The sequence below is a fragment of the Antarctobacter heliothermus genome, assembly GCF_900188425.1.
Lineage (GTDB): Bacteria > Pseudomonadota > Alphaproteobacteria > Rhodobacterales > Rhodobacteraceae > Antarctobacter > Antarctobacter heliothermus.
Genome location: NZ_FZON01000010.1, coordinates 68,776 through 92,115, shown reverse-complemented (window position 1 = coordinate 92,115; position 23,340 = coordinate 68,776). Strand labels below are relative to the sequence as shown.

22 protein-coding genes are annotated in these 23,340 nt (G+C 63.5%); 16 read left to right on the top strand and 6 right to left on the bottom strand.

The features are described from left to right. Positions 1-37 precede the first annotated feature (37 nt). On the bottom strand, positions 38-667 hold the full coding sequence (locus tag CHB90_RS07580) for an MSMEG_1061 family FMN-dependent PPOX-type flavoprotein (RefSeq protein WP_089277257.1): 630 nt from the start codon (positions 665-667) through the stop codon (positions 38-40). 146 nt (positions 668-813) lie between these two features. Between CHB90_RS07580 and CHB90_RS07575 the strand changes: the two genes are divergently transcribed. Beyond that, positions 814-1,722 (top strand): MBL fold metallo-hydrolase, encoded by a 909-nt coding sequence (locus CHB90_RS07575; RefSeq protein WP_170941003.1) that lies wholly within the window; start codon positions 814-816, stop codon positions 1,720-1,722. A 1-nt stretch (position 1,723) separates the two neighbouring features. Here CHB90_RS07575 and CHB90_RS07570 read toward each other — a convergent pair whose 3' ends face one another. Further along, positions 1,724-2,311, bottom strand: a complete 588-nt coding sequence (locus CHB90_RS07570) for a thymidine kinase (RefSeq protein WP_089277288.1) — start codon at positions 2,309-2,311, stop codon at positions 1,724-1,726. Between the two features lie 207 nt (positions 2,312-2,518). On the opposite strand from CHB90_RS07570, the gene CHB90_RS07565 reads away from it, so the two are divergent. Together CHB90_RS07565 and CHB90_RS07560 are read left to right on the top strand one after the other, a co-directional pair. Then, positions 2,519-2,980, top strand: a complete 462-nt coding sequence (locus tag CHB90_RS07565; RefSeq protein WP_089277255.1) for a hypothetical protein — start codon at positions 2,519-2,521, stop codon at positions 2,978-2,980. A 25-nt stretch (positions 2,981-3,005) separates the two neighbouring features. Beyond that, positions 3,006-4,073 (top strand): hypothetical protein, encoded by a 1,068-nt coding sequence (locus CHB90_RS07560; RefSeq protein WP_089277254.1) that lies wholly within the window; start codon positions 3,006-3,008, stop codon positions 4,071-4,073. Positions 4,074-4,453: 380 nt separating this feature from the next. Here the strand turns inward: CHB90_RS07560 and rimO are convergent, their stop codons facing one another. After that, the gene (gene rimO, locus CHB90_RS07555; protein WP_089277253.1) at positions 4,454-5,815 is read right to left on the bottom strand and encodes a 30S ribosomal protein S12 methylthiotransferase RimO; all 1,362 of its coding nucleotides are present in this window, start codon (positions 5,813-5,815) and stop codon (positions 4,454-4,456) included. Between the two features lie 45 nt (positions 5,816-5,860). Between rimO and CHB90_RS07550 the strand changes: the two genes are divergently transcribed. Next, on the top strand, positions 5,861-6,115 hold the full coding sequence (locus tag CHB90_RS07550) for a hypothetical protein (RefSeq protein ID WP_089277252.1): 255 nt from the start codon (positions 5,861-5,863) through the stop codon (positions 6,113-6,115). 75 nt (positions 6,116-6,190) lie between these two features. On the opposite strand, the gene CHB90_RS07545 is transcribed toward CHB90_RS07550, so the two are convergent. Beyond that, positions 6,191-6,784, bottom strand: coding sequence for a GcrA family cell cycle regulator (locus CHB90_RS07545; RefSeq protein WP_089277251.1), 594 nt, complete (start codon positions 6,782-6,784; stop codon positions 6,191-6,193). A 116-nt stretch (positions 6,785-6,900) separates the two neighbouring features. Here CHB90_RS07545 and CHB90_RS07540 point away from each other — a divergent pair, with 116 nt between their 5' ends. The 3 genes from CHB90_RS07540 to CHB90_RS07530 all read left to right on the top strand — a co-directional run bounded on the left by CHB90_RS07540 (position 6,901) and on the right by CHB90_RS07530 (position 11,858). Beyond that, positions 6,901-7,710: an ABC transporter permease gene (locus CHB90_RS07540; RefSeq protein WP_089277250.1), complete on the top strand. Its 810-nt coding sequence runs from the start codon at positions 6,901-6,903 to the stop codon at positions 7,708-7,710. Between the two features lie 95 nt (positions 7,711-7,805). Further along, the gene (locus CHB90_RS07535) at positions 7,806-8,465 is read left to right on the top strand and encodes an OmpA family protein (RefSeq protein ID WP_212591578.1); all 660 of its coding nucleotides are present in this window, start codon (positions 7,806-7,808) and stop codon (positions 8,463-8,465) included. 12 nt (positions 8,466-8,477) lie between these two features. Continuing rightward, positions 8,478-11,858: a caspase family protein gene (locus CHB90_RS07530; protein ID WP_089277248.1), complete on the top strand. Its 3,381-nt coding sequence runs from the start codon at positions 8,478-8,480 to the stop codon at positions 11,856-11,858. A 9-nt stretch (positions 11,859-11,867) separates the two neighbouring features. Here the strand turns inward: CHB90_RS07530 and CHB90_RS07525 are convergent, their stop codons facing one another. Beyond that, positions 11,868-12,977 (bottom strand): isocitrate/isopropylmalate dehydrogenase family protein, encoded by a 1,110-nt coding sequence (locus CHB90_RS07525; protein ID WP_089277247.1) that lies wholly within the window; start codon positions 12,975-12,977, stop codon positions 11,868-11,870. 304 nt (positions 12,978-13,281) lie between these two features. Here CHB90_RS07525 and CHB90_RS07520 point away from each other — a divergent pair, with 304 nt between their 5' ends. The 9 genes from CHB90_RS07520 to CHB90_RS07480 all read left to right on the top strand — a co-directional run bounded on the left by CHB90_RS07520 (position 13,282) and on the right by CHB90_RS07480 (position 22,330). Next, a complete protein-coding gene (locus CHB90_RS07520; protein WP_089277246.1) occupies positions 13,282-14,946 on the top strand; it encodes an ABC transporter ATP-binding protein/permease in 1,665 nt (554 codons plus the stop codon). Further along, entirely contained in the window at positions 14,943-16,538 is a 1,596-nt protein-coding gene (locus CHB90_RS07515) for an amino acid ABC transporter ATP-binding/permease protein (protein ID WP_089277245.1), read from the top strand. The genes CHB90_RS07520 and CHB90_RS07515 overlap by 4 nt, the downstream gene beginning before the upstream one ends. Before the next feature lie 108 nt (positions 16,539-16,646). Continuing rightward, positions 16,647-18,254: a cytochrome ubiquinol oxidase subunit I gene (locus CHB90_RS07510; RefSeq protein WP_089277244.1), complete on the top strand. Its 1,608-nt coding sequence runs from the start codon at positions 16,647-16,649 to the stop codon at positions 18,252-18,254. Between the two features lie 5 nt (positions 18,255-18,259). Next, entirely contained in the window at positions 18,260-19,420 is a 1,161-nt protein-coding gene (gene cydB, locus CHB90_RS07505; protein ID WP_089277243.1) for a cytochrome d ubiquinol oxidase subunit II, read from the top strand. Between the two features lie 13 nt (positions 19,421-19,433). After that, complete coding sequence (cydX, locus tag CHB90_RS07500; protein ID WP_089277242.1) at positions 19,434-19,571, top strand: cytochrome bd-I oxidase subunit CydX; 138 nt, start codon at positions 19,434-19,436, stop codon at positions 19,569-19,571. Positions 19,572-19,725: 154 nt separating this feature from the next. Then, on the top strand, positions 19,726-21,027 hold the full coding sequence (locus tag CHB90_RS07495) for an NAD(P)/FAD-dependent oxidoreductase (protein WP_089277241.1): 1,302 nt from the start codon (positions 19,726-19,728) through the stop codon (positions 21,025-21,027). 12 nt (positions 21,028-21,039) lie between these two features. Next, entirely contained in the window at positions 21,040-21,405 is a 366-nt protein-coding gene (locus CHB90_RS07490) for a DUF5368 domain-containing protein (RefSeq protein WP_089277240.1), read from the top strand. A gap of 48 nt (positions 21,406-21,453) precedes the next feature. After that, positions 21,454-21,939: a bacterioferritin gene (locus CHB90_RS07485; protein WP_089277239.1), complete on the top strand. Its 486-nt coding sequence runs from the start codon at positions 21,454-21,456 to the stop codon at positions 21,937-21,939. Between the two features lie 136 nt (positions 21,940-22,075). Next, positions 22,076-22,330 carry a DUF2798 domain-containing protein gene (locus CHB90_RS07480; protein ID WP_089277238.1) on the top strand — a complete coding sequence of 85 codons (255 nt, stop codon included), beginning with the start codon at positions 22,076-22,078 and terminating at the stop codon, positions 22,328-22,330. A 69-nt stretch (positions 22,331-22,399) separates the two neighbouring features. Here CHB90_RS07480 and CHB90_RS07475 read toward each other — a convergent pair whose 3' ends face one another. Further along, positions 22,400-23,314 carry a hydrogen peroxide-inducible genes activator gene (locus CHB90_RS07475; RefSeq protein WP_089277237.1) on the bottom strand — a complete coding sequence of 305 codons (915 nt, stop codon included), beginning with the start codon at positions 23,312-23,314 and terminating at the stop codon, positions 22,400-22,402. Between the last annotated feature and the right edge of the window lie 26 nt (positions 23,315-23,340).

Sequence of the window (23,340 nt, the reverse complement as noted above, 5' to 3'; positions counted from 1 at the left end):
ATCGTGGGCAGGCTGCAAGCACCAGGATGGCCTGCGTTCAATACAGCCGGGTCGCCGCGTCCTTGTCGTGGATCGCCTGCACCTCGTCCAGCGTCTGTTCGGTGTCCACAGCCGCTTTTACCCATTCCGACATTAGCGGCACATCATCTGTATCCGGCCAAAGATCCGGCACCCAAAGGCGCGACCGCACCGAGGATTTCGAACAATGCATAAAGGCCTGCTCGACCGTGACCACCAAAACCAGATCCGGCGACCTGCCGTTAATCGCATGGCGCGCGCGCAGATCCGCGTCCGCCGCGATGCGCCCGGTGCCAGACACGCGCAGCGTCTCCTTGTTGCCGGGGATCAGAAAGATCAGCCCCACACCGGGGTTGGTCAGAAGGTTTTCAAAGCTGTCCAGCCGGTGATTGCCCAGCCGGTCCGGGATGATCAACGTATGGTCGCCCACGACCTCGACAAAGCCCGGCGCATCGCCCTTGGGCGAAATGTCATGCCGCCCGTCCGCCCCCACGGTCGAAACCAGCACATAGGGGCAGCGCGCGATATAGGCACGCCCCACCGCGTTGATATGATCCAGATCCTTGCGGCTGGCATTGCCTGTCCAGTGCGGCAGGATCTCGCGCAGCCGCGTGTGGGTGGTGGCTTCGTCCTTCAGCTCCAGTGCCATCGCGGATCTCCCGTTGCGCGCTGGCAGGCTACCGCAGTCTTGCCGGATCGCAAAATTCGACCCGGACGATGCGCCGCATCCGTCTGCCTTCACAACAACACAGCCCGCGCCTTAGGCTGCCGCGACCCCAATGCCGGAGAAGACCGATGATCAGACTGACCGCCCTGCTCTTGCTCTGGCCGCTGACGCTGGCCGCCGAGACACTGACACCCCAACAGGTCGCCCCCGGCATCTGGGCCATCGAAGGCCCCGCAACGCAGCGCGACCCGGACAACCTTGGCAACAACGCCACCTTTGGCCTGATCGACACGGCTGAGGGCGCCGTGCTGGTCGATCCCGGCGGCAGCTGGAACGGAGCCAAGGCGCTGCATGCCGTGGTGCAAACCCTGACCGACAGCCCGGTTGCCTATGTGATCAACACCGGCGGGCAGGATCACCGCTGGCTGGGCAACGGCTATTGGCAGACGCAGGGCGCAAGCGTCATGACCTCTGCCGCCGCCCATGCGGATCACCTGAACCGGGCGTCGCTGCAAATGACCGCTCTGAACGCGTTGATCGGCCCCGAAGGGCTGGCCGGGACAAAGCCCACCACCCCAGATATCATTTTTGCCGACAGGCATGAGCTGACCCTTGGCGGCACCCGGATAGAGATCATGCACGTCGGCCCCGCCCATACCCCCGGCGACAGCCTTGTCTGGCTGCCGGACAGCGGCACGGTCTTTACCGGCGACGTGGTCTATGTGGGCCGCGTGCTGGGCGTGATGGCGTTCTCCGACAGCGCCCATTGGCTGGATGCCTTCGCCCGGATAGAGGCGCTGGCCCCCACGCACCTGATCCCCGGCCACGGCCCCGCCACCGATCTGGCAACCGCGCAAAAGGACACCCGTGACTACCTGACGAACCTGCGGGACAAGATGCGCAGCCACATTGACGATGGCGGCGATATCATTGACGCGGTCGAAGTGGACCAGTCCGGTTTTGCCTATCTGGACCAGTTCGACGCGCTCGCCCGGCGCAATGCGCAAACCGTCTATGAGCAGATGGAATGGGAGTAGGCTAGCCGTTCCGGTCGCCCGTGACCTCACGCCAATGCCTGCGGCACAGGCTCACATAGGTCTCATTGCCGCCGATCTGGACCTGTTCCCCATCAGTCAGCACCGCGCCGTCCGCGCCCTGCCGGATCACCATCGTCGCCTTGCGCCCGCAATGGCAGATCGTGCGCACCTCACGCATTTCATCCGCCAGCGCCAACAGCGCGGCTGAGCCGGGGAACAGCTCTCCGCGGAAATCGACCCGTAGGCCGTAGGCCATGACCGGCACCCCGAGATCATCGACCACCCGCGCCAGTTGCCAGACCTGTTCACGCGTCAGAAACTGTGCCTCGTCGATAAAGATGCAGGCCACCGGACCGGCATCCAGCCGCGCCGAAATGCGCGAAAACAGATCCATCTGCGGGCCAAACGTCTCTGCCGGGCGCGACAACCCGATGCGTGACCCGATCACACCATCACCCGCGCGGCTGTCGATCGCTGCCGTCAACAGGTAGGTGTCCATGCCGCGTTCGTTGTAATTGTGCGCCGCCTGCAACAGCAGCGTCGATTTGCCCGCGTTCATGGTCGAGTATTGAAAGTGCAGCTTGGCCATGGCCCGGTGATGCCCGAGGGACCGAAATTTGGCAAGATACGCAAAAGACGCGTCTTCGCAGGCACAGCGGAACATTTCCGTTTGATTGCCGCCTGAGGTGCCTTGACCCTTGCCAGATTTGCGCATGACATTGCAGAAGCGGGAAAATAGTGGGAATAGCCTTTGGGTGATCCCCGGAACGGGTCTCCGGGGAAAGGGGGTCGTCATATGTCTGTTGTTGGACGGTATCTGAAGAAACACATCGAGGCGCTCGTCAAGGACGTGGGCATCGAGGCCGCGTGCGAACTCACCGGCAAGTCCAAGGCGACGCTTGGCCGCTATTACTCCGACTATCCCGAACACGCCGACCGGTTCATGCCCGTCGACGCGGTCGCCGCCCTCGAAGAGGCCGCCTCCTACCCGCATGTCACGGCCGCGCTGGCAGAGCTGAAGGGCATTCAGCTGCAATTCGACGACAGCCGCCGCAATTCCAAACCGTCCGGCAACGTCAATTCGGATGTCATCGTGCTGGCCCAGCGCTTCGCCATCCTGATGGGCGAATACAACCAGTCGATCGAAGACGGCGTGATTTCCGCCAATGAGGCCAAGCGCCTGCTCAAGGAAACCGTGGCCATCCAGAAGGTCCTGATCGACATGAAGCTGAACCTAGAGGACGAAACCGCGCATTGATCACGGCCACCAAGAGGGCAGACCAATGAAAGCCGTCCGGCTGGTTCTTCATATCGGACACGGGAAAACCGGATCGACCTCTATCCAGCGCGCCTTGCGCGCCTCTGGGCCGCTTCTGGCAGATCGCCAGGTTTTGTTTCCCGATCCCGGCCGGCACGACAATCACCAGCTTCTGTTTCCTTTCCTGACCGGCAGCCTGCCCGATGACCCGGTGCAAATGTCCAGCCTTGCCCCAACCCCCGAAGCGGCTCACGCCCAAGCGGCACAGCTCTGGAATGATCTACGCAGCCGGATCGCGAATGAGCGCCCTCAGACGGTCGTGCTGAGTTGTGAAAATCAGTTCCGCCCCTTTCCGCCCGAAGCGATGGCCCGACTGCGCGAAACCTGCGCGCAGATCGCCGACGAGACCCAGGTCATCGCATATCTGCGCAGTCCATCGCCGTTCTTTCTGTCGAACGTCCAGCAGGACGTGAAAAAGCGACCGGAATTTCGCAGAATCTCGGCGTCGCGGATTCGCGACGCGCTGGGCCCATTCGTCTCGGACGGGCCCGGCCCGATCACCGCACGATTGTTTTCCCGCGAGGCGCTTTTGAACGGCGACGTGGTCACGGACTTCATGGCGCAGGCCTTGCCAGAGATCGATGCCGGTGCCTTGACCCGTGGTCCGGCGGAAGAGAACTCCTCCGTCTCCGCCGAAGCGATGGCGCTCCTGCAGCAGATCTTTCGCGGCACCCGCCCCGTGCCGGCCCGCTTCCGTGACAACCTCAAAGCGTTCCGTAAGATTGTCGTTGCCACCGATGCCAAGGTTCCCGGTGCCGCGCGGCCCAGACTGTTCGACCAAGTGCGCGCCGTGACAGAGGCGCGCGTTACGGATCTGGACTGGACCAGGGACATTTTGGGCGTTGCGTTTCCCGATCTCGGCCCGGCGTCGATGCCGCAGGAAGACGCCGAAGCCGCTTTTCAAAGGCTGCGGGACGTGGGCGACATCTGCGCTGTCGATGCCGCGAGACAGGAGTCGCTCTGGCAGGCGTCAGTGGCCGAGGCGACGGATGGCAGGATGTCGCGGCTTCTGCGGCGTATCGGCCTGAACTAAGTCGTCCAGACCTGTTCGACGCTTGGCGCCAATACCCCAAGATCACGTCTTACGACACGCTGCTGCTGCGCCATTGGAAAAAGCGCTACAATGAACTGACACCGCTCGACATCCGCCAAATGGCTTCGGGCAAGGTGATGCAGAAACTCAGCCTGCCGACCCAATTGCCCGCTCCGCTCATGCAGACCCTTGTCGACATGGCCGAAGAGGCGATGCCACCCGGCTAGAGGCAGACCGACACCCCGGCTTCTTCTGGCCAAAAATATCCCGGGGGAGTCGACCGAAGGGAGACGGGGGCAGCGCCCCCACCCACGGCCCCACTGGGGGCCAAGCTGAAAGCATGCCTTTGGCATGACGCCCCCTCACGCCCCCTCTCGGGGTCAGACCAGCCGCCCCCACAGGTCGTATTCGCCGCTTTCATCCACCTCGACGGTGACAATCTGGCCGGGCTTCAGATCCGCCGCGCCCTCGTCGATGAAAAGGTTGCCGTCGATCTCGGGTGCATCCGCCTTGGTGCGGCAGGTGGCCACGCCATCCTCGTCCACGTCATCGACTATCACATCCATGACCTGGCCCAGTTTTGCCGCCAGCTTGGCCTCGGAAATCGCTTGCGCCTTTTCCATGAACCGCGCCCAGCGCTCTGCCTTGACCTCTTCCGGCACATGATCCGGCAGGACATTGGCCCGCGCCCCGGCGACGTTTTCGTATTGAAAACAGCCCACCCGGTCCAGTTGCGCCTCGTCCATCCAGTCCAGCAGGGTCTGGAATTCCGCCTCGGTCTCGCCGGGATAGCCAACGATGAATGTCGACCGCAGCGTGATGTCGGGACAAATCGCGCGCCACGCGGCGATCTCATCCAATGTCCGCGAGGCCGCCGCAGGCCGCGCCATGCGGCGCAGCGTGTCCGGGTGGGCGTGCTGGAACGGAATGTCCAGATAGGGCAGCACCTTGCCATCCGCCATCAGCGGGATCAGCTCACGCACATAGGGATACGGATAGACATAATGCATCCGCACCCATGCGCCCAACTCCCCCAGATCGCGCGCCAGATCCAGCAGTGGGAACTTGGTCGCGCGGTCTTTCCAGTCGGTGCCATAGGCCGAGGTGTCCTGGCTGATGACCAGCAGTTCCTGCACCCCCGCCTCGACCAGCTTTTCCGCCTCGCGCAGCACGGCCCGGTGCGGGCGGCTGGCCAGCTTGCCGCGCATGTCGGGGATCACGCAGAATTTGCAGGCGTGATTGCAGCCCTCGGAAATCTTGAGGTAACTGTAATGGCGCGGCGTCAGGCTGACACCGCTGGCAGGCAGAAGGTCGATAAACGGGTCAGGGTCCGGCGGCACGGCGGCATGGACCGCGTCCAGCACCTGTTCGTATTGGTGCGGGCCCGTGACGGCCAGCACCTTGGGATGTGCGCCGGTGATGTAGTCAGGCTCTGCCCCCAGACAGCCAGTCACGATCACGCGGCCGTTTTCGGTCAGCGCCTCGCCAATCGCGTCAAGGCTTTCGGCCTTGGCGCTGTCGAGAAATCCGCAGGTGTTGACGATCACCGCATCGGCACCAGCATAATCGGACGAGATGCCATAGCCCTCGGCGCGCAGCCGGGTCAGGATGCGTTCGCTGTCGACCAGGGCCTTGGGGCAGCCTAGGCTGACCATGCCGATGGTCGGCTGACCGGGACGGGCGGACTCTGTCACGCGGGCGCGGGCAAGGTCGGGGCGAAGATCTGGGGGATTCTGTGACATGGCGCCTCATAGCGCGGCAGCGGCGTCTGGGGAAGATAGCAGGTGATGGACTGGCGAATGATCGAACGGATTGAGAGCGCGGCAGGCACCGCGCGGGTCGAGATGCAGGCCGATGGCAGCGGACACTATCGCTATGTGCTGCCGGTCTGGATCGCAGCCGCCCCCGAAGACGAAGGCGCGCTGGGTGATGGCGTCTGGATGATCGAGGAGGTGTCCGGGCTTTACGGCTGGCGCGGCCCCTGCCTGAATGACGCAAAACGCGCCCTACGATTGCAGGACGCGCCGGGGGTCGAATCTTAACGGCAGGTAAAACCGCCTCTGTAACCCATTGATTTTATACAGGCGTGCGGCTGTCCACGCGTGGACAACCCAATTTCACCGGCGACGATCGCGCCGCGCGCTCATCGGCTGGAACGCGACGCCCACATGGGCCTCGCAATAGGGTTTGCCCTGCTGAACAGGCAGACCACAGAACCAGAAATCATCCGTGGCCGGATCGCCGACGGGCCATTTGCAGGTCCGCTCGGTCAGCTCCATCAGGGTCAGCCTCTTGGCCTTTTTCTCGATCTCGCTGACCTTGGCCAGCGCCTCTGGGCTGATCTCGTTGGTCGACGGCTGCGGCGGCAACGGCTGGCCGGCCGGGATGATCGCCTTGCGGGCCGGGCTGATTGCTGGCGTGGTGGCCACGGCGGCAGGCTGCGGCTTGGCCTCGGGGGCCGGATCGGGCTTGTTCGCCGGGGCCGGTTTGGACGGGGCCTTGGCCTTGGGCTGCGGCTTTGGCTCTGCCGGCTTGGCCTCGGCCTGCGCGGCGGGCGCGGCCCCTGCGCGGTTCGACAGGCCCAGACGGTGCACCTTGCCGATCACCGCGTTGCGCGTCACCCCACCCAGTTCCTTGGCGATCTGGCTGGCCGACTGGCCCTCGGACCACATCTTCTTGAGCAGTTCTACGCGTTCATCGGTCCACGACATCAGGTTACCTCAGCGAAAAAAGCGGCCACGAAGGGGCCGCCTGATGTTTTCTTGGTTGGCCCTATTCTAATCATCGATGCACGAGTTACAAGACGGCGAACAGAATTGGAGAGACCATGCCCGAGACATTGAGCTATGAACCCGGCACCCGGCGTTTCGGCCGCGTCAACTGGCTGGGTTTCGCAACCCTGTGCAAGCGTGAGATCCTGCGGTTCACCAATGTCTGGACCCAGACCCTTTTGGCGCCGCTGGTCACGGCCGGGCTGTTCTTGATGATCTTTACCATCGCCATCGGACCACAGCGCGGAGATGTGATGGGCGTTGCCTTTACCACATTCATTGCGCCGGGCATCCTGATGATGACGGTGATCCAGAACGCCTTTGCCAACACCTCCAGTTCATTGATGATCTCAAAGGTGCAGGGCAATATCGTCGACACGCTGATGCCGCCGCTGTCAGCGGCGGAGGTGGTGCTGGGCTTTGTCGTGGGGGGCACGGCGCGCGGCGTGATCGTTGCGGTTGCCTTGCTGGCCATGTTCTGGCTGGTGCTGGGCATTGTTCCGGCGGCCCCACTGGTGACGTTGGTCTTTGTGGTTCTTGGCTCTGCCTTCATGTCGGCGCTGGGTCTGATCGCAGCGATCTATTCGCAGAAATTCGACCAGATGGCGGCGATCACCAATTTCATCATCACTCCGCTCGCGTTCCTGTCTGGCACCTTTTATTCGGTCGAGGCTTTGCCCAGCGGGCTGTACCAAGTCACGCACCTGAACCCGGTCTTTTACCTGATCGACGGGGCGCGGTGGGGCGTGATCGGTGTGTCGGACACGGCCCCGGGCGTGGGATTTGCTGTCGCCTTGGCGGCGACCTCGGCTGCGATCCTTGCCGCATGGTGGCTGTTCCGCCGGGGAACGCGGCTCAAATCCTGACGGGTATACCGGACTTGCAAGAATCGCTCCTGCGTGGCCACTCTGGACTCCTTTGTGCACGCATTGGCAAGAATCGCGACCCGGAGGTATCTATTTTGCAGCCAAAATTCCTGTCCCAAATTCTGGGTGTTCTGATCTGTCTGTCCGGCCCACTGGCGGCGCAATCCGTCGAACTCAAGGGGTTCCATCTGGAGCCAGACCCGGATGAACGCGCCAAGGCGCTGGGAGATTGTCTGGCCGGGGTGGCCGACCGCTGCGGCCCGCGGGTCCAACTGACGGCGCGCAGCATTGATCGCAGGTCCGTGCAGGGTCTGGTTGATGGCGCGCCACCGGCACAGGTCAATGGGCTAAAGCCCCGACTGCTGGTCAAGGACCGGACAGAGGACACGCCCGTGGGAAAAGCCACGCCCCTTGTCAGTATCGACATCGAGATCTTTTTCGATTCCAACAGCGCCACGCCCAGCGCCACCTCGGTGCCGGACATGCAGGCGCTGGCCACGGCGATCACCGACCCGCGTTTTTCCACCAAACGGTTTGTCATTCTGGGCCACACCGACGGGCGCGGGTCGGACGCCTATAACCTTGACCTGTCAGAGCGCCGCGCCAACAGCGTGCGGGCGCGGTTGCAAAGCCTGTCGGGCCTTGCCGCCGACAGGTTCATCTCTGCCGGACGGGGAGAGCAGGAACTCAAAGACCCGACAAACCCGGACAGCGACGTGAACCGCCGGGTTCAGATCATTCTTCTGGACAGCTGAAAAGGCCATGCCATGACCCGCCCCCTGTTTACCCGGCTGGCGCTGGGCCTTGCCGCGCTGACCCTCGCCCCTACTGCGGTGTTCGCCGACAACTATGACCTGCGGTCCGACCTCAGCTGTGAGGCCCGCGATGCGGTCACCGACCGGCTGGCGGCGGATACGCGCGTCACGGTTGGCGTGGATGCCGTAAACGTCGGCGGGCAGTTCACGCTCGACTGGGGCAGACCCGGCTTTCCGGAACGTGAACCCATCTTTCTGATGGTGTCCTTTGACCGGCCGGTGCGGCTGTCCGGGGACGGCATGTACGCGTTGCTGCCGGACGCCCGCGCGCCTTACGGCATTTCATGGGATCAGACACACACCCGCGCCGTGATCCCGTACTTTGGACGCGGCATGCCCAAGAATGGGCAGATCGAGGTGGAACCGCTGTTGTCCGGCCCGTTGACCCTGCGCTGGTCCGTGGTCGGCCACAGCGGTTGCGCCGAGCGGATCGGCCCGGACGGCCAAGGCGCACATGTGGTCAACGTGACGACGGCGGCCCGGCCAGAAATCGTGGTCAAGGATCCCGTGACTGAGGACTTGCCGGAACAAGTGCTGGTCAACCGCGATGGATCGCGCCACCTGCACCTGTTCGACGGGCGCTTTCGCCTCAGCGACGCGGCAACCGGCGCGGAAATTCTGGAAAACGTCGGAAAACCGCATTTCTCGCCCGCCGGGCGCTACGTTGTCCTGCCCGGCGCCGATGAGGCCGGAATATTTGACGCGGTGGATGGCACCCGCGTTGTGCCCGCAAACGATGGCTATGTCTGGAACGCCCAATGGGGCGCGCTGATCTGGTCACATGACGACAGCTTTGTCTTGCAGTTGCTGTCGGGCAACGGCTTGTCGCAGCTCCACAACTTTGCCGCAGGCCGAACCGTCCGGGTGACAGACAATGGCTGCCGGATCTGCGGGGCAAACCAGAACACCTACAATCTGGACCTTGAAAACAACGTTTTCATCAGCGAAGCCTACAACGAACTGAACGCCCACCGGCTGAGCGACGGCGAACTGGTTTCGCTGTTTCGGCCAGAGATCACCAGCGGCACCCGGGTCGGGGATGCAAACCGCCGCAATGCGCTGCGCGACATCGACCGGCAACAGGCCGTGGCCGGCGTGGCGCTGGGCAACGGGCTGGTCTTTTCGGATCAGATCGCCGTGTCTGTGCCGTTTCCCACTGGCTTTTCGCGGTCCGACAACCTCAAGAACAACGACACGGTCGCTGATAGCCTAGACCCCTTTCTCCGTCCGAACCGGCAATTGACGCAGGTCGCCCAAGGCGACGGCGGCGCGATGAACTCAAACGTCAGCGGCGCAATTGCCTGGCGGTCCATCACGGCAGACATCTCAGGCCCGACATCCACGCGTATCGCCAAACGCCTGCAGGAATTTGGCCTGCCTGTTGTTGCTGGCGCCGTAGTCGACCGTACGGACATCGAGGCCATGCTTCCGCAGTTCGACAGCAGCCAACAGTTTTCGACCAATGAGGCCCGCAAGCAGGCCTATGATGCGCATGACACCCAGATCACTGCGGTCTTTGCCGCCCAGTGGCAGGGGATCAGCGCGGCAACCGGGGTTGATGTCCAACGCTTTGAACGACGCCAATACGCCAGTTCCTGTAGCGTTCAGGGTGAAGGCAAATTGCTGGGCGAGTTTGACGTCCTCTGGCGTTGGACCTCTGGCGGTGAAACCCATCGGCTGACAACCCTCCAGTGCGCCGAGGGCTCCGCCGCGTTCAACTATCCCACGACCTACCTGTTTTCCAGCGCGCTGAAAGGCGGCGTGTCCAGCCGCGAAACCAATTGGGGGACGGTCTACGACCTGGATCTGGACAACCCGGGATCGAACATCGCCAATCTATGCACCAGTTCAATTGACGCCTGCGGGTTCGACGTTCAGGTCTTTGGTGACACGCTGATCCTGCTGTCCCGCCTGGCCAGCGCCTACGCCATTGTAGACCTGACCACCGGGCAGTTGGTGGGCAAACAGTTCAACCTGCCGCGTGGCGATCTGTTCGACAATGTTCTGCTGACCCAGGATGGACGCCACCTTGTCACCCTTCAGGAGGACGGCAGCTTCTTCGTCAACCGTTTGTCGGATGCGCAGACCGTGCTTTCGGGGCTGTATGCGGATGATGAGGTCATCGTCTGGACCGCAGATGGCCGCTATGACGCCACATCCGAGGGCGCGTATTTTGTGTCCTACACCTTTCCGGGCCATTTCGGCGAATACACCGCGCAACAGTTCGAGGGCTATCTGAAGGTGCCGGGGCTGGCGCAACAGGTGCTGTTGGACATCTATCAGCCAGCCCCCATCGAGATCACGCCGCCGCCAGTCCTGCGCGCCTCCGTCGCGGTGACAGACGGTCAGGCCGCGCTGGACGTCACGGCACAGGCGCCTGTGGCGCTCCGGGCGTTGACGGTGTTTCAGGATGGGTTGCGGACACAGGATTTCGCGGCTGACGGGCTGACTGCCGACTGGCGCGAAACCGTTGACCTGTTGCCGGGGACGCGCTGGCTCAGCCTTGTGGCGACGGATGTGAACGGTGTGGCTAGTGCGCCCTACAGCGTCGAGATCCCGCAGCCCGCCGCCGCGCGCCGGCTGCATGTCTTTGCGATCGGTGTGGATGACTACGGCGATGCGTCACTGAACCTGACGGCGGCGGTGGGCGATGCGCGCCTGTTTGCATCGGCGCTGGCGGACCGCGCTGACGACGGCGTGCAGATCGCCTCTCAGACCGTGCTTCTGGACGCAGAGGCCACCCCGGACCGCATCCTTTCAGAACTGGAGACGCTGGTGCAAACCGCCCGTCCCGGCGACACCGTGGCGCTGTATTTTGCCGGTCACGGGTTGTCCCACGACGGGCGGTACTACCTTGCCGCCTCAGGTGTCGATGTGGACGACATAGGCGGTACAGCCCTGCCCTTTGACGCGCTTTCTGCCCGATTGCGCGATGCCAACCTGCGCATTGCCCTGTTCATCGACGCCTGTCACAGCGGGCTGGCGGGCGACGGGCTGTTTTCGACCAACGATCAGGTGGTTGGCGGCGCGCTGGACCAGATCCCCTCGGGGCTGGTGGTCTTTGCCGCCGCCAAGGGGCGCGAATTTTCACTCGAAGACCCGGAAACCGCGCAGGGCTTTTTCGCGCAGGCCTTGGCAGAGGTGCTGCACGACCCGGCGCGCGATCTGAACGGCAACGGCGCGGTCGAGTTGAGCGAGCTGTTCCGGGGCACCAAACAGTTGGTGTCCGACCGCGTGCAACAGGCGCAACAGGGCGCGGCCCCGGCCGATCTGCTGACCCAGACGCCGTGGATGGCGCGCAACCTGATGGTCGGGGATTTCGCCCTGTTCTGAGGCCGGTCGCTAGACCGAAACGCGGGCCGTCACCCGTGACAGGATCTCTGTCGTGACGGCCCGTGTCCCCATGTCACCGCCAAATTCCATCGGGCGCAGGGCATTGGCCTCAAACCCGGCCTGAACGGCCCCATCTATCAACAGCGCCGCCTCGTCGAACCGCGCATTTCCCGTCTTTTCCGCCAGGTATTCCAGCATCAGGGCCGCCGAGAGGATCGCCGCCAACGGGTTTGCCTTGTCCTGCCCCATGATGTCCGGCGCGCTGCCATGAGCGGGCTGAAACAGACCCGTCTCATCGCCGATCTCAGCGCATGAGGCCATCCCCATCCCGCCGACCAGACCACCCGCCAGATCGGACAGGATATCGCCGAACATGTTTTCCATGACCATGACATCATAGTCCCACGGGTTGCGGATCAGATTCAGCGCCTGTGCATCGACGTAGGCATAATCCGCCTGTACCCCCGGAAACTCGGGCGCGATTTCGTCAAAGATCTTGCGGAAAAACGCCATGGAGGCAAAGACATTGGCCTTGTCGACACAGGTCAACCGCCCGCTTTTGCCACGTTCCTTGCGTTTCTCGGCAAGGCGAAACCCGAACCGATGCAGTTTCTCCGTCGTTGTGCGGGTGATGCGCAGCGTGTCGCGCACCTCTGTGTCTCCGATGATCTGGCTGCGATTGTGGACAGCGGCGGAATAGAACAATCCTTCGGTGGACTCGCGCAGGATCACCATGTCGATGCCCGCCGCCCGCGGATCCGCCAGCCGTTGCGGCGCGTTGGGATAGGCCTTGACCGGGCGCACACCGGCATACAGGCCATAGCGGTCCCGCAGCCTCAGATGCGGGCTGATTTCTGTTCCGTCAGCGTGGCGTATGGCGGGCAGTCCGATGGCCCCCAGAAAGATGGCATCCGCCTCTCCGACCCGCACTTCGCCGCCCGGTTCGATGTCCTGCCCGGTTTCAGCGTAGTAGCCCGCCCCGGCCAGGGTCTCTTCAAAGGTGAGGGCGCACCCCTCAACGCGTGAGGTCGCGGCAAGCGCCACCTCCAGCGCCGCGTCTGCGACATCCTTGCCGATTCCGTCACCCTTGATGACCGCGACCCTGCATGTGTTCGTCATTCCAAGCTCCACCACTTGAGTTAAAAGAGTGATTTGAGCATATCCAATAGCCCCCACACGGTAAGACCGCAGCGCCTGTCGCGTTCTCGTATCGCTCTTGATATTCGTTTAAGCCACCTTTCCTTCCAAGGCGACAAGGCTTTTCCCGCTCATCGACGCGAGGCAGGGACGTGGTTGGCCAAAGCCACCGGTTCTGCGTCGCGGGGCGCTTTCGCGACAGACTGGCCTGTCGCAGCCGTCGGCGTGCCGTGCTAGGGGGCCTGTGCATTTATCGAATGCTGGCAAACCCGCGCCGTGAGAGACGATGACAAGACCCGGAACACAGGATAAAAACAGTCCGAAGCAGCGCGCAAAAGACCGGATTATTGCGCCTGTTTCGCGGGATCTGAACCGCGCGGGATGGCTGGCGGTTCTGGCCGGGATGCTGTGGCCGGTGCAGGCTGCCGTGATCGCATGGACGATTTCCGGGTGGGTCGCCGGGACACAGGACCTTGGTGGCACGATTCTGGCAGCTGCGCTCTTTGCCGCCCTTGGCGGGCTGCGGGCTATTCTCGATCATCGCTCGGGCGCGTTCCTTTTCCGGGCGGCTGACAAGACCGTTGCGCGGGAGCGTGCGGCGATTCTGCGGCGTGAGGCGCGGCGTCCGGCCGGGACGGGCTCTGCCTCGATCGCCGCGCTCACGGTGCAGAAGGTGCCAGTGTTGCAACCGTGGATCACCCGGTATCACGTCGCGATGGTTCGCGTCTCGGTGCTGCCGGTCCTGTTCCTGCTGTTGTCCTTTTCGCTCTCCTGGGTCGTCGGCCTGACCCTGCTGGTGGCAGGCCCGCTGATCCCGGTCTTCATGGCGCTGGTCGGCATGGCGGCAGAGGACGCCTCGCGCAAGCAGATGGTCGAAATCGGGGCCATGAACAACATGTTGCTGGATCAGCTCTCGGCGATGACCGACATCCGGTTGCTGGGCGCGACGGACAGGGCGGCCAAGGATTTCGAGACGCGGGCCGAGGGGCTGCGCGAGCGCACCATGGCCGTTCTGCGCATCGCTTTCCTGTCGTCCACCGTGCTGGAGCTGTTCGCGGCGCTTGGCGTGGCGATGGTGGCGGTCTTTGTCGGCTTCACGCTGCTGGGCGAAGTCACCTTTGGGTCGTGGGGCACGCCGTTGACGGTCGGCGAAGGGATCTTTCTTCTGCTGATCGCGCCAGAGTTCTTTCAGCCGCTGCGCGACCTTGCCACCGCCTGGCATGACAGAGCGGCAGGCTATGCGGTGGTCGAGGAACTGGATGCACTGGACAGGGCGGAGCGGGCAGAGCTGGTCGGCCACGGGGAACGCGCCGCGCCGCTTGACGGGGTGTTCCACCTGCGCAGCACCGGGGCTGTCGCGTCGCTGCCGGGACGACAGATACGCCTGCCCGATCTGTCTCTGGACGCCGGAGAGACACTGGCCCTGACCGGACCCAGCGGCGCGGGAAAATCAACCGCATTGGCGGCGATCGCGGGGCTGGTGCCGCTGGCCTCTGGGCGAATAGAGGTCTGCGGTCAGCCACTTGGCGCGGACACGGCAGACGCGTGGCGGGCACGGATCGCGATGATCCCGCAGCGGGTGCATTTCCCTGACATCGCGCTGTGCGACTGGCTCTCGCCCCAAGGGGCCGATCCCGGGCCCGCGCTGGACATGGCAGAGGCCACGGGCATTGTTGCGCCCCTGCCGGACGGCCTGAAGACACGTCTGGGCGAGACCGGCGGCGGCATCTCGGGCGGTGAGGCGCGGCGCCTGATGGTGGCGCGCGCCATCCTCGCCGGGGGCGACCTGATCCTTGCAGATGAGCCTACTGCGGACCTGGACGATGTGACCGCAGATCGCGTCATCGCCGCCCTGCTGCGGCTGAACGCCGACGGGCATACGGTGATCGTGGCCACCCATGACCCACGGCTTGCCAAGGCGATGGGCCGACGTGTGGAGGTGGGCGCATGAGGCCGCTTCTGCACGCCCTGCGCCTGCTTGTGGGCGCCGCACCACGGGCGATGGCCCAGGGTGCGGCCCTGTCGGTGGTGGTCCTTTTGATGGGGGCGGCGCTACTGGGCCTGTCGGGTTGGTTCATCACCGCAACCGGGATCGCCGGACTGGCCGGAATCGGCATCGCCTTTGATGTGTTCCGGCCCTCTGCCGGCGTCCGCTTTCTGGCCCTTGGCCGCACGGCGGCGCGCTATGGCGAACGGCTGCTGACCCACGATGCCACGCTGCGGGCGTTGGCCGCCCTGCGGGTGAGCCTGCTGCGTGCCCACGCGCGGATGGGCGGTCGGGCGTTGGCGCGGCTGCGTGGCGAAGGTGTCCTGACCCGCATTGTGTCGGACGTGGATGCGCTGGACGGTCTGGTGCTGCGCTTTGTGCTGCCGGTGCTGGCCGGGGCCTTGGCCCATGTTGCGGTTTTTGTGGCGCTGGTCTGGCTGATCGGCTGGGCGGTCGCCGCTGTCATCCTGGGCACATACCTCGTGGCGGCAATTGCTGTCCTCACTTGGCTGGGCCGCAGGGCGATGGCCCCGGCGGCAGAGGCCGAAACGCAGGCGCAAATCCTGAGTCGCGGGGTGATCGACATGATCCGCGACCGCGAGGCGCTGATCCTGTCCGGCGGGCTGGGCGACGCAGAGAACCGGCTGACAGGGATCGACACGCAGGCCCGTGCGGCAACGGCGCGGCTCGACCGCGTCGAACGCCACGCGGGGCTGGCCCTTGCCGTGACCGTTGCGCTGGCGGCTGCGGGCGCGCTGGTCGCCGGGGGAATGCTGCTGTCGTCGGGGGTCATCGACCCGGCGCAAGCCGCGATCGGCTTTTTCGTCGCTCTCGCCCTCGCCGAGACGCTTTTGCCTTTGCGACGCGGCATCGTCGAGCTTGGTCGGATGGCAGATGCGGCAGCGCGGGTGATGGTCACATCAGAGGACGCGGCGAAATCCGCGCGCGCGCCCCAGACCCTGCCCGGCACCCCGTTGCTGACGGTCGCAACACCCAAAGCCGCGTTCACCCTTGGTCCGGGTGAGGCGGTAGCGCTGACCGGCCCCTCCGGCTCTGGCAAGACCACGCTGCTTTTGCAAATAGCGGGGTTGGAGCCCGCGGAAGGTGTGCTGATCTACGGCGTCGCGCCCGCCGACATGGATGAGACCGACCTGCGACACCGTCTTGCCATGCTGCCGCAGCGGTCCGCGCTGATCGCGGGAACCCTGCGCGACAACCTGACGCTTGCCGGTCCCGCAGACGAAGCAGACCTCTGGGAAGTTCTCGACGCTGTCTCGCTCGCAGAGCATGTTCGTCAAAGGGGCGGCCTGGACGCGATGCTGGGTGAGGGTGGCTCTGGCCTGTCCGGGGGGCAGGCCCGTCGCCTTGCCATTGCACGGGCCCTATTGCGCAGGCCGCAAATCCTGCTCCTGGATGAGCCGACAGAGGGGCTGGATGCCGAAACGGCCAACGCCGTTCTGAACGGAGTCCGCCGGTTCCTGCCAGAGGCCGCCATTCTTGCCGCGCTGCATCGGGGCGCGGACCATCCCGTTTTTGACAGGGCTGCCATGCTCTGAGTCCGCTTGGTGACGAAGTCACCGTCCTTGCAAAACATATTTCGGTAATTGAGCTTTATATGGGGGGCACCCGAGTCGTGCGCCCCGGCGGACAAAGGAGAATTCGAAATGGAGCTCGATATTGTCGAGCTGTCTCGCCTGCAATTCGCGATGACAGCGATGTATCATTTTCTCTTCGTGCCGCTGACGCTGGGTCTGTCGATCCTCGTTGCGATCATGGAGACCGTTTATGTCATGACGGGCCGACCGATCTGGCGGCAGATGACAAAATTCTGGGGCACCCTGTTCGGGATCAACTTTGCCCTTGGCGTCGCCACAGGCATCACCATGGAATTTCAGTTCGGCATGAACTGGAGCTATTACAGCCACTATGTCGGCGACATCTTCGGCGCGCCTCTGGCGATCGAGGGGTTGATGGCCTTCTTCCTCGAAGCGACTTTTGTCGGCCTGTTCTTTTTCGGTTGGGACAAACTGTCGAAGGTGGGGCACCTGATCGTCGCCTGGCTGGTCGCCATCGGGTCGAACTTCTCGGCCCTCTGGATTCTCATCGCCAACGGCTGGATGCAGAACCCCGTAGGGGCCCGGTTCAACCCGGACACGATGCGGATGGAGATGACCTCTTTCTTTGACGTGTTGTTCAACGAAGTGGCGCAGGCAAAATTCGTCCATACGGTGTCCGCCGGGTATGTCACCGCCTCGGTCTTTGTTCTGGGCGTTTCTGCCTGGTATCTGCTCAAGGGACGACACACGGCGCTGGCCCGGCGATCCATCGCCGTGGCTGCCTCTTTTGGACTTGCCGCGGCCCTGTCAGTCGTCGTGCTGGGGGATGAGAGCGGCTATTCCGCCAGCCACACCCAGAAGATGAAACTCGCCGCGATAGAAGGCATGTGGGAAACGCATGACGCCCCTGCGCCGTTTACCCTTGTCGGGATCCCAGATGTGGAGGCGCGTGAGACCCACTATGCGGTCGAGGTGCCCTGGGTCATGGGTCTGATCGGCACGCGCTCCCTGACGCAGGAGATCCCCGGCATCAATGACCTGGTGATCGAAGCCGAGGAGCGGATCGAAAGCGGGATCAAGGCCTACGACGCCCTGATGACGATCCGCGAAGAGCGTGACGCCACCCCGGCCGATGTGCGCGAGACCTTTGAGGCGCATTCCGAAAACCTCGGCTTTGCCTTACTGCTCATGCGCTACATGGATGATCCCCGCGACGCCACGCCCGAACAGATCGCCACAACGGCCGAGGATACCATCCCCGGCGTGTTGCCGTTGTTCTGGGCCTTTCGTGTGATGGTCGGCCTTGGCTTTGGCTTTATCGCTGTCATGGCCTATTTCTTCTGGTGTTCCTCCTTCCGGCAACAAAACTATCCACGCTGGGCGCTGCGCATTGCGGTGTTGATCATCCCCGCGCCGTGGATCGCGGCAGAGCTGGGCTGGTTCGTCGCGGAATACGGCCGCCAGCCCTGGACGGTGGACGGCGTGCTGCCCACCGCGCTGTCGGTCAGCCATCTCAGCGTGCAGGATCTGCTGCTGACGCTGGCGGGGTTCATGATCTTCTACACCGTGCTGTTCGTCGTCGAGATGGGCTTGATGCTGAAATACATCCGTCGCGGCCCCACCGAGGATGTCGAAGAAACCGAAAGCTGGGAGGCGCGGCACGAACATCGCCTGCGTACCCATGACGGCCAGATCCCGGCCACCCCTGCGGAGTAAATGACATGATCCTTTATGAACTTCTCTCCTACGACGTGCTGCGGGTCATCTGGTGGCTGCTACTGGGCGTCCTGCTGATCGGATTTGCCCTGACGGACGGGTTCGACATGGGGGTGGGCGCGCTGCTGCCCTTTGTCGGCAAGACCGACGTCGAGCGGCGCCTGACCATCAACACCGTCGGCCCGGTCTGGGAAGGCAACCAAGTCTGGTTCATCCTTGGGGGCGGCGCGATCTTTGCCGCTTGGCCGCCGCTCTACGCGGTGTCGTTCAGCGGGTTTTACCTTGCGATGTTCACCGTTCTCGCCGCGCTGATCCTGCGCCCCGTGGCCTTCAAATACCGGTCCAAGCGCGAAGACCCCCGCTGGCGCAGCAGTTGGGATTGGGCGCTCTTTGTAGGTGGCGCGGTTCCGGCACTTATCTTTGGCGTGGCCGTGGGCAACGTGCTGCAAGGCGTTCCGTTTGAACTGACGCCGGAACTGTTCTCGCGCTATGAGGGCAGCTTTTACGGCAAGTTCTTCGGCCTGCTGAACCCCTTTGCCTTGCTCACCGGGATCGTGTCGCTGGCCATGCTGGTCACACATGGCGCGGCCTGGCTGTCGCTCAAGACCGAGGGACCGGTGGCCGACCGCGCGCGGCGCTACGGCACCGTGACCGGGGTGGTCACCATCGCTGGCTATCTGTTGGCCGGTCTGTGGCTGGCCGTGGGCATCAAGGGTTACGCGATTGTCGGTGACGTGGTCACCGACGGCCCGTCCAATCCCCTCTACTCTGAGGTCGCGCGCACCGGGTCATGGCTTGCCGCCTATGCGGCACGGCCGTGGATCGCCATCGCGCCGCTGCTGGGCCTGTTAGGCATGGTGCTGGCCGTCTTGGGCCTGCGGTCGGGCAAAGAGCTGTCCACCCTGCTGTGGTCAAAGCTGGGCATCTTCGGCGCGATCTCCAGCGTTGGGTTGACGATGTTCCCCTTTATCTTGCCCTCGTCGATCTCACCGACCTCGTCCCTGACCGTCTGGGACAGTTCATCATCGCACCTGACGTTGTTCATCATGCTGGTGGTCACGGCAATCTTTATGCCGCTGATCCTGCTGTACACGGCGTGGGTCTACAAAGTGCTCTGGGGCAAGGTGACCGAAGAGGACATCACCGGCTCTGGCCACAGCTACTGAAAAGGAACACGACATGTGGTATTTTGCCTGGCTTCTAGGCCTTCCGCTCGCCGCGATCTTTGCCGTCATGAACGCCATGTGGCTAGAGCTGCAGCGCGACAGGGTGCTGGCCGGCGAGGACGAGGAACAGCCCGGCGCCATCGACGGCTGACGGGAAAAAGGCCGGTGGCAACACCGGCCTTTTTATTTGCACGATGCCTGTGTGACCAAGTCACCAAGCCTCCGACGGTCGCGGGTGTAGACAGCCGTATACCGACTCGCGCCGGGCATTCCGCGCGTGTCTTTGGATCAGGAGGGAAAGACAGATGAAACGCAGAGAATTCCTGAGCCTCGCCGCCCTTGGTGGCGCTGCGGCCTCGGTGCCGCTGACCGCCGCCGGACCGGCGCGGGCACAGGTGGCAACCTCGGCCCATATCGTCATCGTCGGCGCGGGCGCTGCAGGCACCGCGCTGGCCAACCGGCTGACACGACGGCTCAAGGGCGCGCGGATCACCATCATCGACCCACGCACGACGCATCTGTATCAGCCCGGCCTGACACTTGTGGCAACTGGCTTGAAACCAGCCAGCTATGTCACCTCGGACGAAAGCCATTGGCTGCCACGGGACATTGAATGGGTCGCTGAAAAGGTCGCGTCGGTGAACGCCGATGCCAAGACGCTGGAGACAGAGAACGGCCAGACCGTCACCTATGACTGGCTGGTTCTCGCCCCCGGATTGGTTCTTGATTATGCGGCCATCGACGGCTTTTCGACCGACATGATCGGCGAAAACGGCATTGGCGCGCTCTACGGGGGGCCGGACCACGCCGCACGCACATGGAAAGCGGCGCAAAAGTTCACCGAAGACGGCGGCACCGGGATTTTCACCCGCCCCGCGACAGAGATGAAATGCGCTGGCGCGCCGCTGAAACATACCTTTCTGATTGACGACATTGCCCGCCGTGCGGGCAACGCGGGCAAGATGAACATGGTCTACGCTGCGCCGCAGGCGTCGCTTTTCGGCGTGCCCATCGTAGCCGAAAAGGTGCGGATGCTGTTTGAGGATCGCGGCGTCGACACGATGATGAAACGCACCCTCACTGCGGTGGATGCAGGCAAGAAGCGCGCCACGTTTGCCACCGAAACCGGCACCGAGGACGTCGACTACGACTACCTGCACGTCATCCCGCCCCAGCGCGCGCCCGATTTCATCCGCGCCTCTGGCCTCAGCTGGGCTGACAAGTGGACAGATCAGGGCTGGGTCGAGGCCGACATGCAAACCCTGCGCCACCTGCGCCACCCGGAGATTTTCGCCCTGGGCGACGTGGCGGGCGTGCCCAAGGGCAAGACAGCGGCAAGCGTGAAATGGCAGGTGCCGGTGGTCGAGGATCACATCATCGCCGGCATTCAGGGCAAGGAAGGCACCGCCAGCTACGATGGCTATACCTCTTGCCCGATGATCACCCGGATCGGCCGCGCCATGCTGGTCGAATTTGACTACCACAACAATCTTGTTCCCTCCTTCCCCGGCATCATCGCGCCGCTGGAGGAACTCTGGATCAGCTGGCTGATGAAGGAAGTGGCGCTGAAGGCCACCTACAACGCCATGCTGCGCGGCGACGCCTGAGGAGGACCCGACATGAAAGACATGACTTTTGGCACCCTGCTTGCCGTCTTTGAGGAGATTTTCGGCCGTGGCCTGTTTTGGGTCATGGTCGCCGTCGCAGGGATCGTGACGCTAGGCTATCTCTTTGTCCTGATCCGCGACCGATCGGTGAGCTGGAAGAAGTTCTTGCTGGCGCAACTGTCCATGCCTGTCGGCGCCGTCGCGGCGGTCTGGTTCGTGATGGCAATGACCCATTCGCACCTGTCTGACATGGGCGGACCGGTGGATATCATCGTCCTGATGGGCGTGGCTGCGGCCGGGGCCGTGGGCATGGCGATCCTTGTCTACACCGCAGAGGCGCTGATCGGCAGTGGCCGGACCAAAGGCGAGCATGACTGACCGCCGCCCTCCCCAAAGCCTGATGGCCAACGCAATAGGAGACCGACCATGTCCAACGAAAAGCTCATCGAATACCTGCAACGTGCCGTGAAAATGGAAATGACCGCAGCGCATCAGTACCAGCTTCATGCGCATACGCTTGAGGACTGGGGCCTGACAAAACTGGCCGCCCAGATGCGCGAGGAAATGACCGAGGAACTGGGCCATTCCGACCTGTTCATGGAACGGCTGATGTTCCTCAAGGCCAAACCAGAGCTGGGCTTTGACAAGACACCCGCCGCAGCCGAGACGCTGCCCGCCATGTTCAAGGGCGACCTCGCGGATGAGGAAGAGGCCATTGCCTACTATTCCAAGGCGGCCATGCACGCGGCCGAGCTGGGCGACATCGGCACCCGTACTCTATTCGAAAAGATCGTGCTGGACGAAGAAGGCCACAAGGGCTGGCTGGAACTGCAACTCGACCTGATCGAACGTCTGGGAGAGAAAACCTACAGCGCCAAGCTGATTTCGTTCGGCGACGAAACCGACGTCTGACGCGGGCACGAGCCAAAGCCAATGCAGACCAAAAGCGCCCCGCTGTCAGCCCGGGTGGAGCGTTTTCCGATCAACCCATTCATAACGACAGGCCCCGCCCACTGGCGCGGCCTGCCCCATAGTCCAAGAGTCCCCCATGCGCCCCTTCATTCCGCCACGGTTTGAGCACATCGCCTTTGGCTTGCTGTTGTCGTGTTTCATGTCCTTCTTGATCTCGGGTCTTTCGACGGTCCTGGCGACCGGGCTTGTTCCGGGATTCATCTGGAGCTGGCTGTCCGCCTGGCTGTCGTCATGGGCTCTCGCCTTTCCGACTGTCCTGATGGTCGCGCCCTTCGTGCGCCGTGTGCTGCGCAGATTGGTTGTCCCCGGCAAAGGGCGGGCTCAACCCTGACAAAGACGCCGCGTGTGCCCCAACTGGAGACGACGACCGCCCGTTGCACCTGAGCACATCGCCGCGCGGTCACACCGTGGCAGCGTCTTCCAGTCCCTGTCGCGCCCGGCGCAACTCCCTTGCGACCGCACGAAAGAGACCCGCCTGCGCCGACGACCGACGCCAAGCCAGACCCACCTGCCGTGGACAGGCCTGCGGAAGATCTGTCAATTGCACCTGATGTCCCCGCGTGGCGCCCGCATCGAGCGCAAGTTGCGGCAGCAGCGTGATCCCAAGTCCCTCTTCCACCATCGCAATCAACGTCGGCAGCGAGGTCGCGGCAAAGCTCTGATCTTCATCCAGCCGAACAGCGGGAAAACTCGACAATGCATGGCGTTGCAGGCAATGCCCGCGCTCCAGTAGCAGCAAAGGCCGTTCGGCGAGATCCTCCCCCGACACCGTCTCCTGATTGGCCAGCGGGTGGGTCATGGGGGTCGCCAGCCGGTAGCCGTCACTGAACAGTTCTTCCGACACCACCTGAGGTGGCAGATCGTAGGGTCGGGCGATCAGGATCAGGTCCAGCCGTCCGCTGACCAGTCCGGCAATCAACGAATCCGTCAGTTCCTCGCGCAGATAAAGCGCCATTTCGGGAAAGGCCGCGCGCAGCAGCGGCATGGCCCGCGGCATCAGGAAGGGGCCGACCGTCGGGATGCTGCCCAAACGCAACTGCGTTGCACCGGCAGTGGCCTCACGCGCGGCCCGGTCCTCGAAATCCTGCACTCGGGCAAGGATGTCGCGCGCGCGCTCTGCCAATTCGATGCCCACCGGGGTCATCAGGACTGAATGCTTGCTGCGTTCGGCCACCTGCACGCCCAGCCGTGCCTCCAACTCCTTGAGCCCGCTCGACAAGGTCGGCTGCGTGACATGACAAGCCTCAGCCGCACGCGAGAAATTTTGCGTGTCTGCAAGGGCGGCAAGAAAGCGAAGCTGGCGGACTGTGGTCATCTCGTGATTGATCTACTGAATGACAA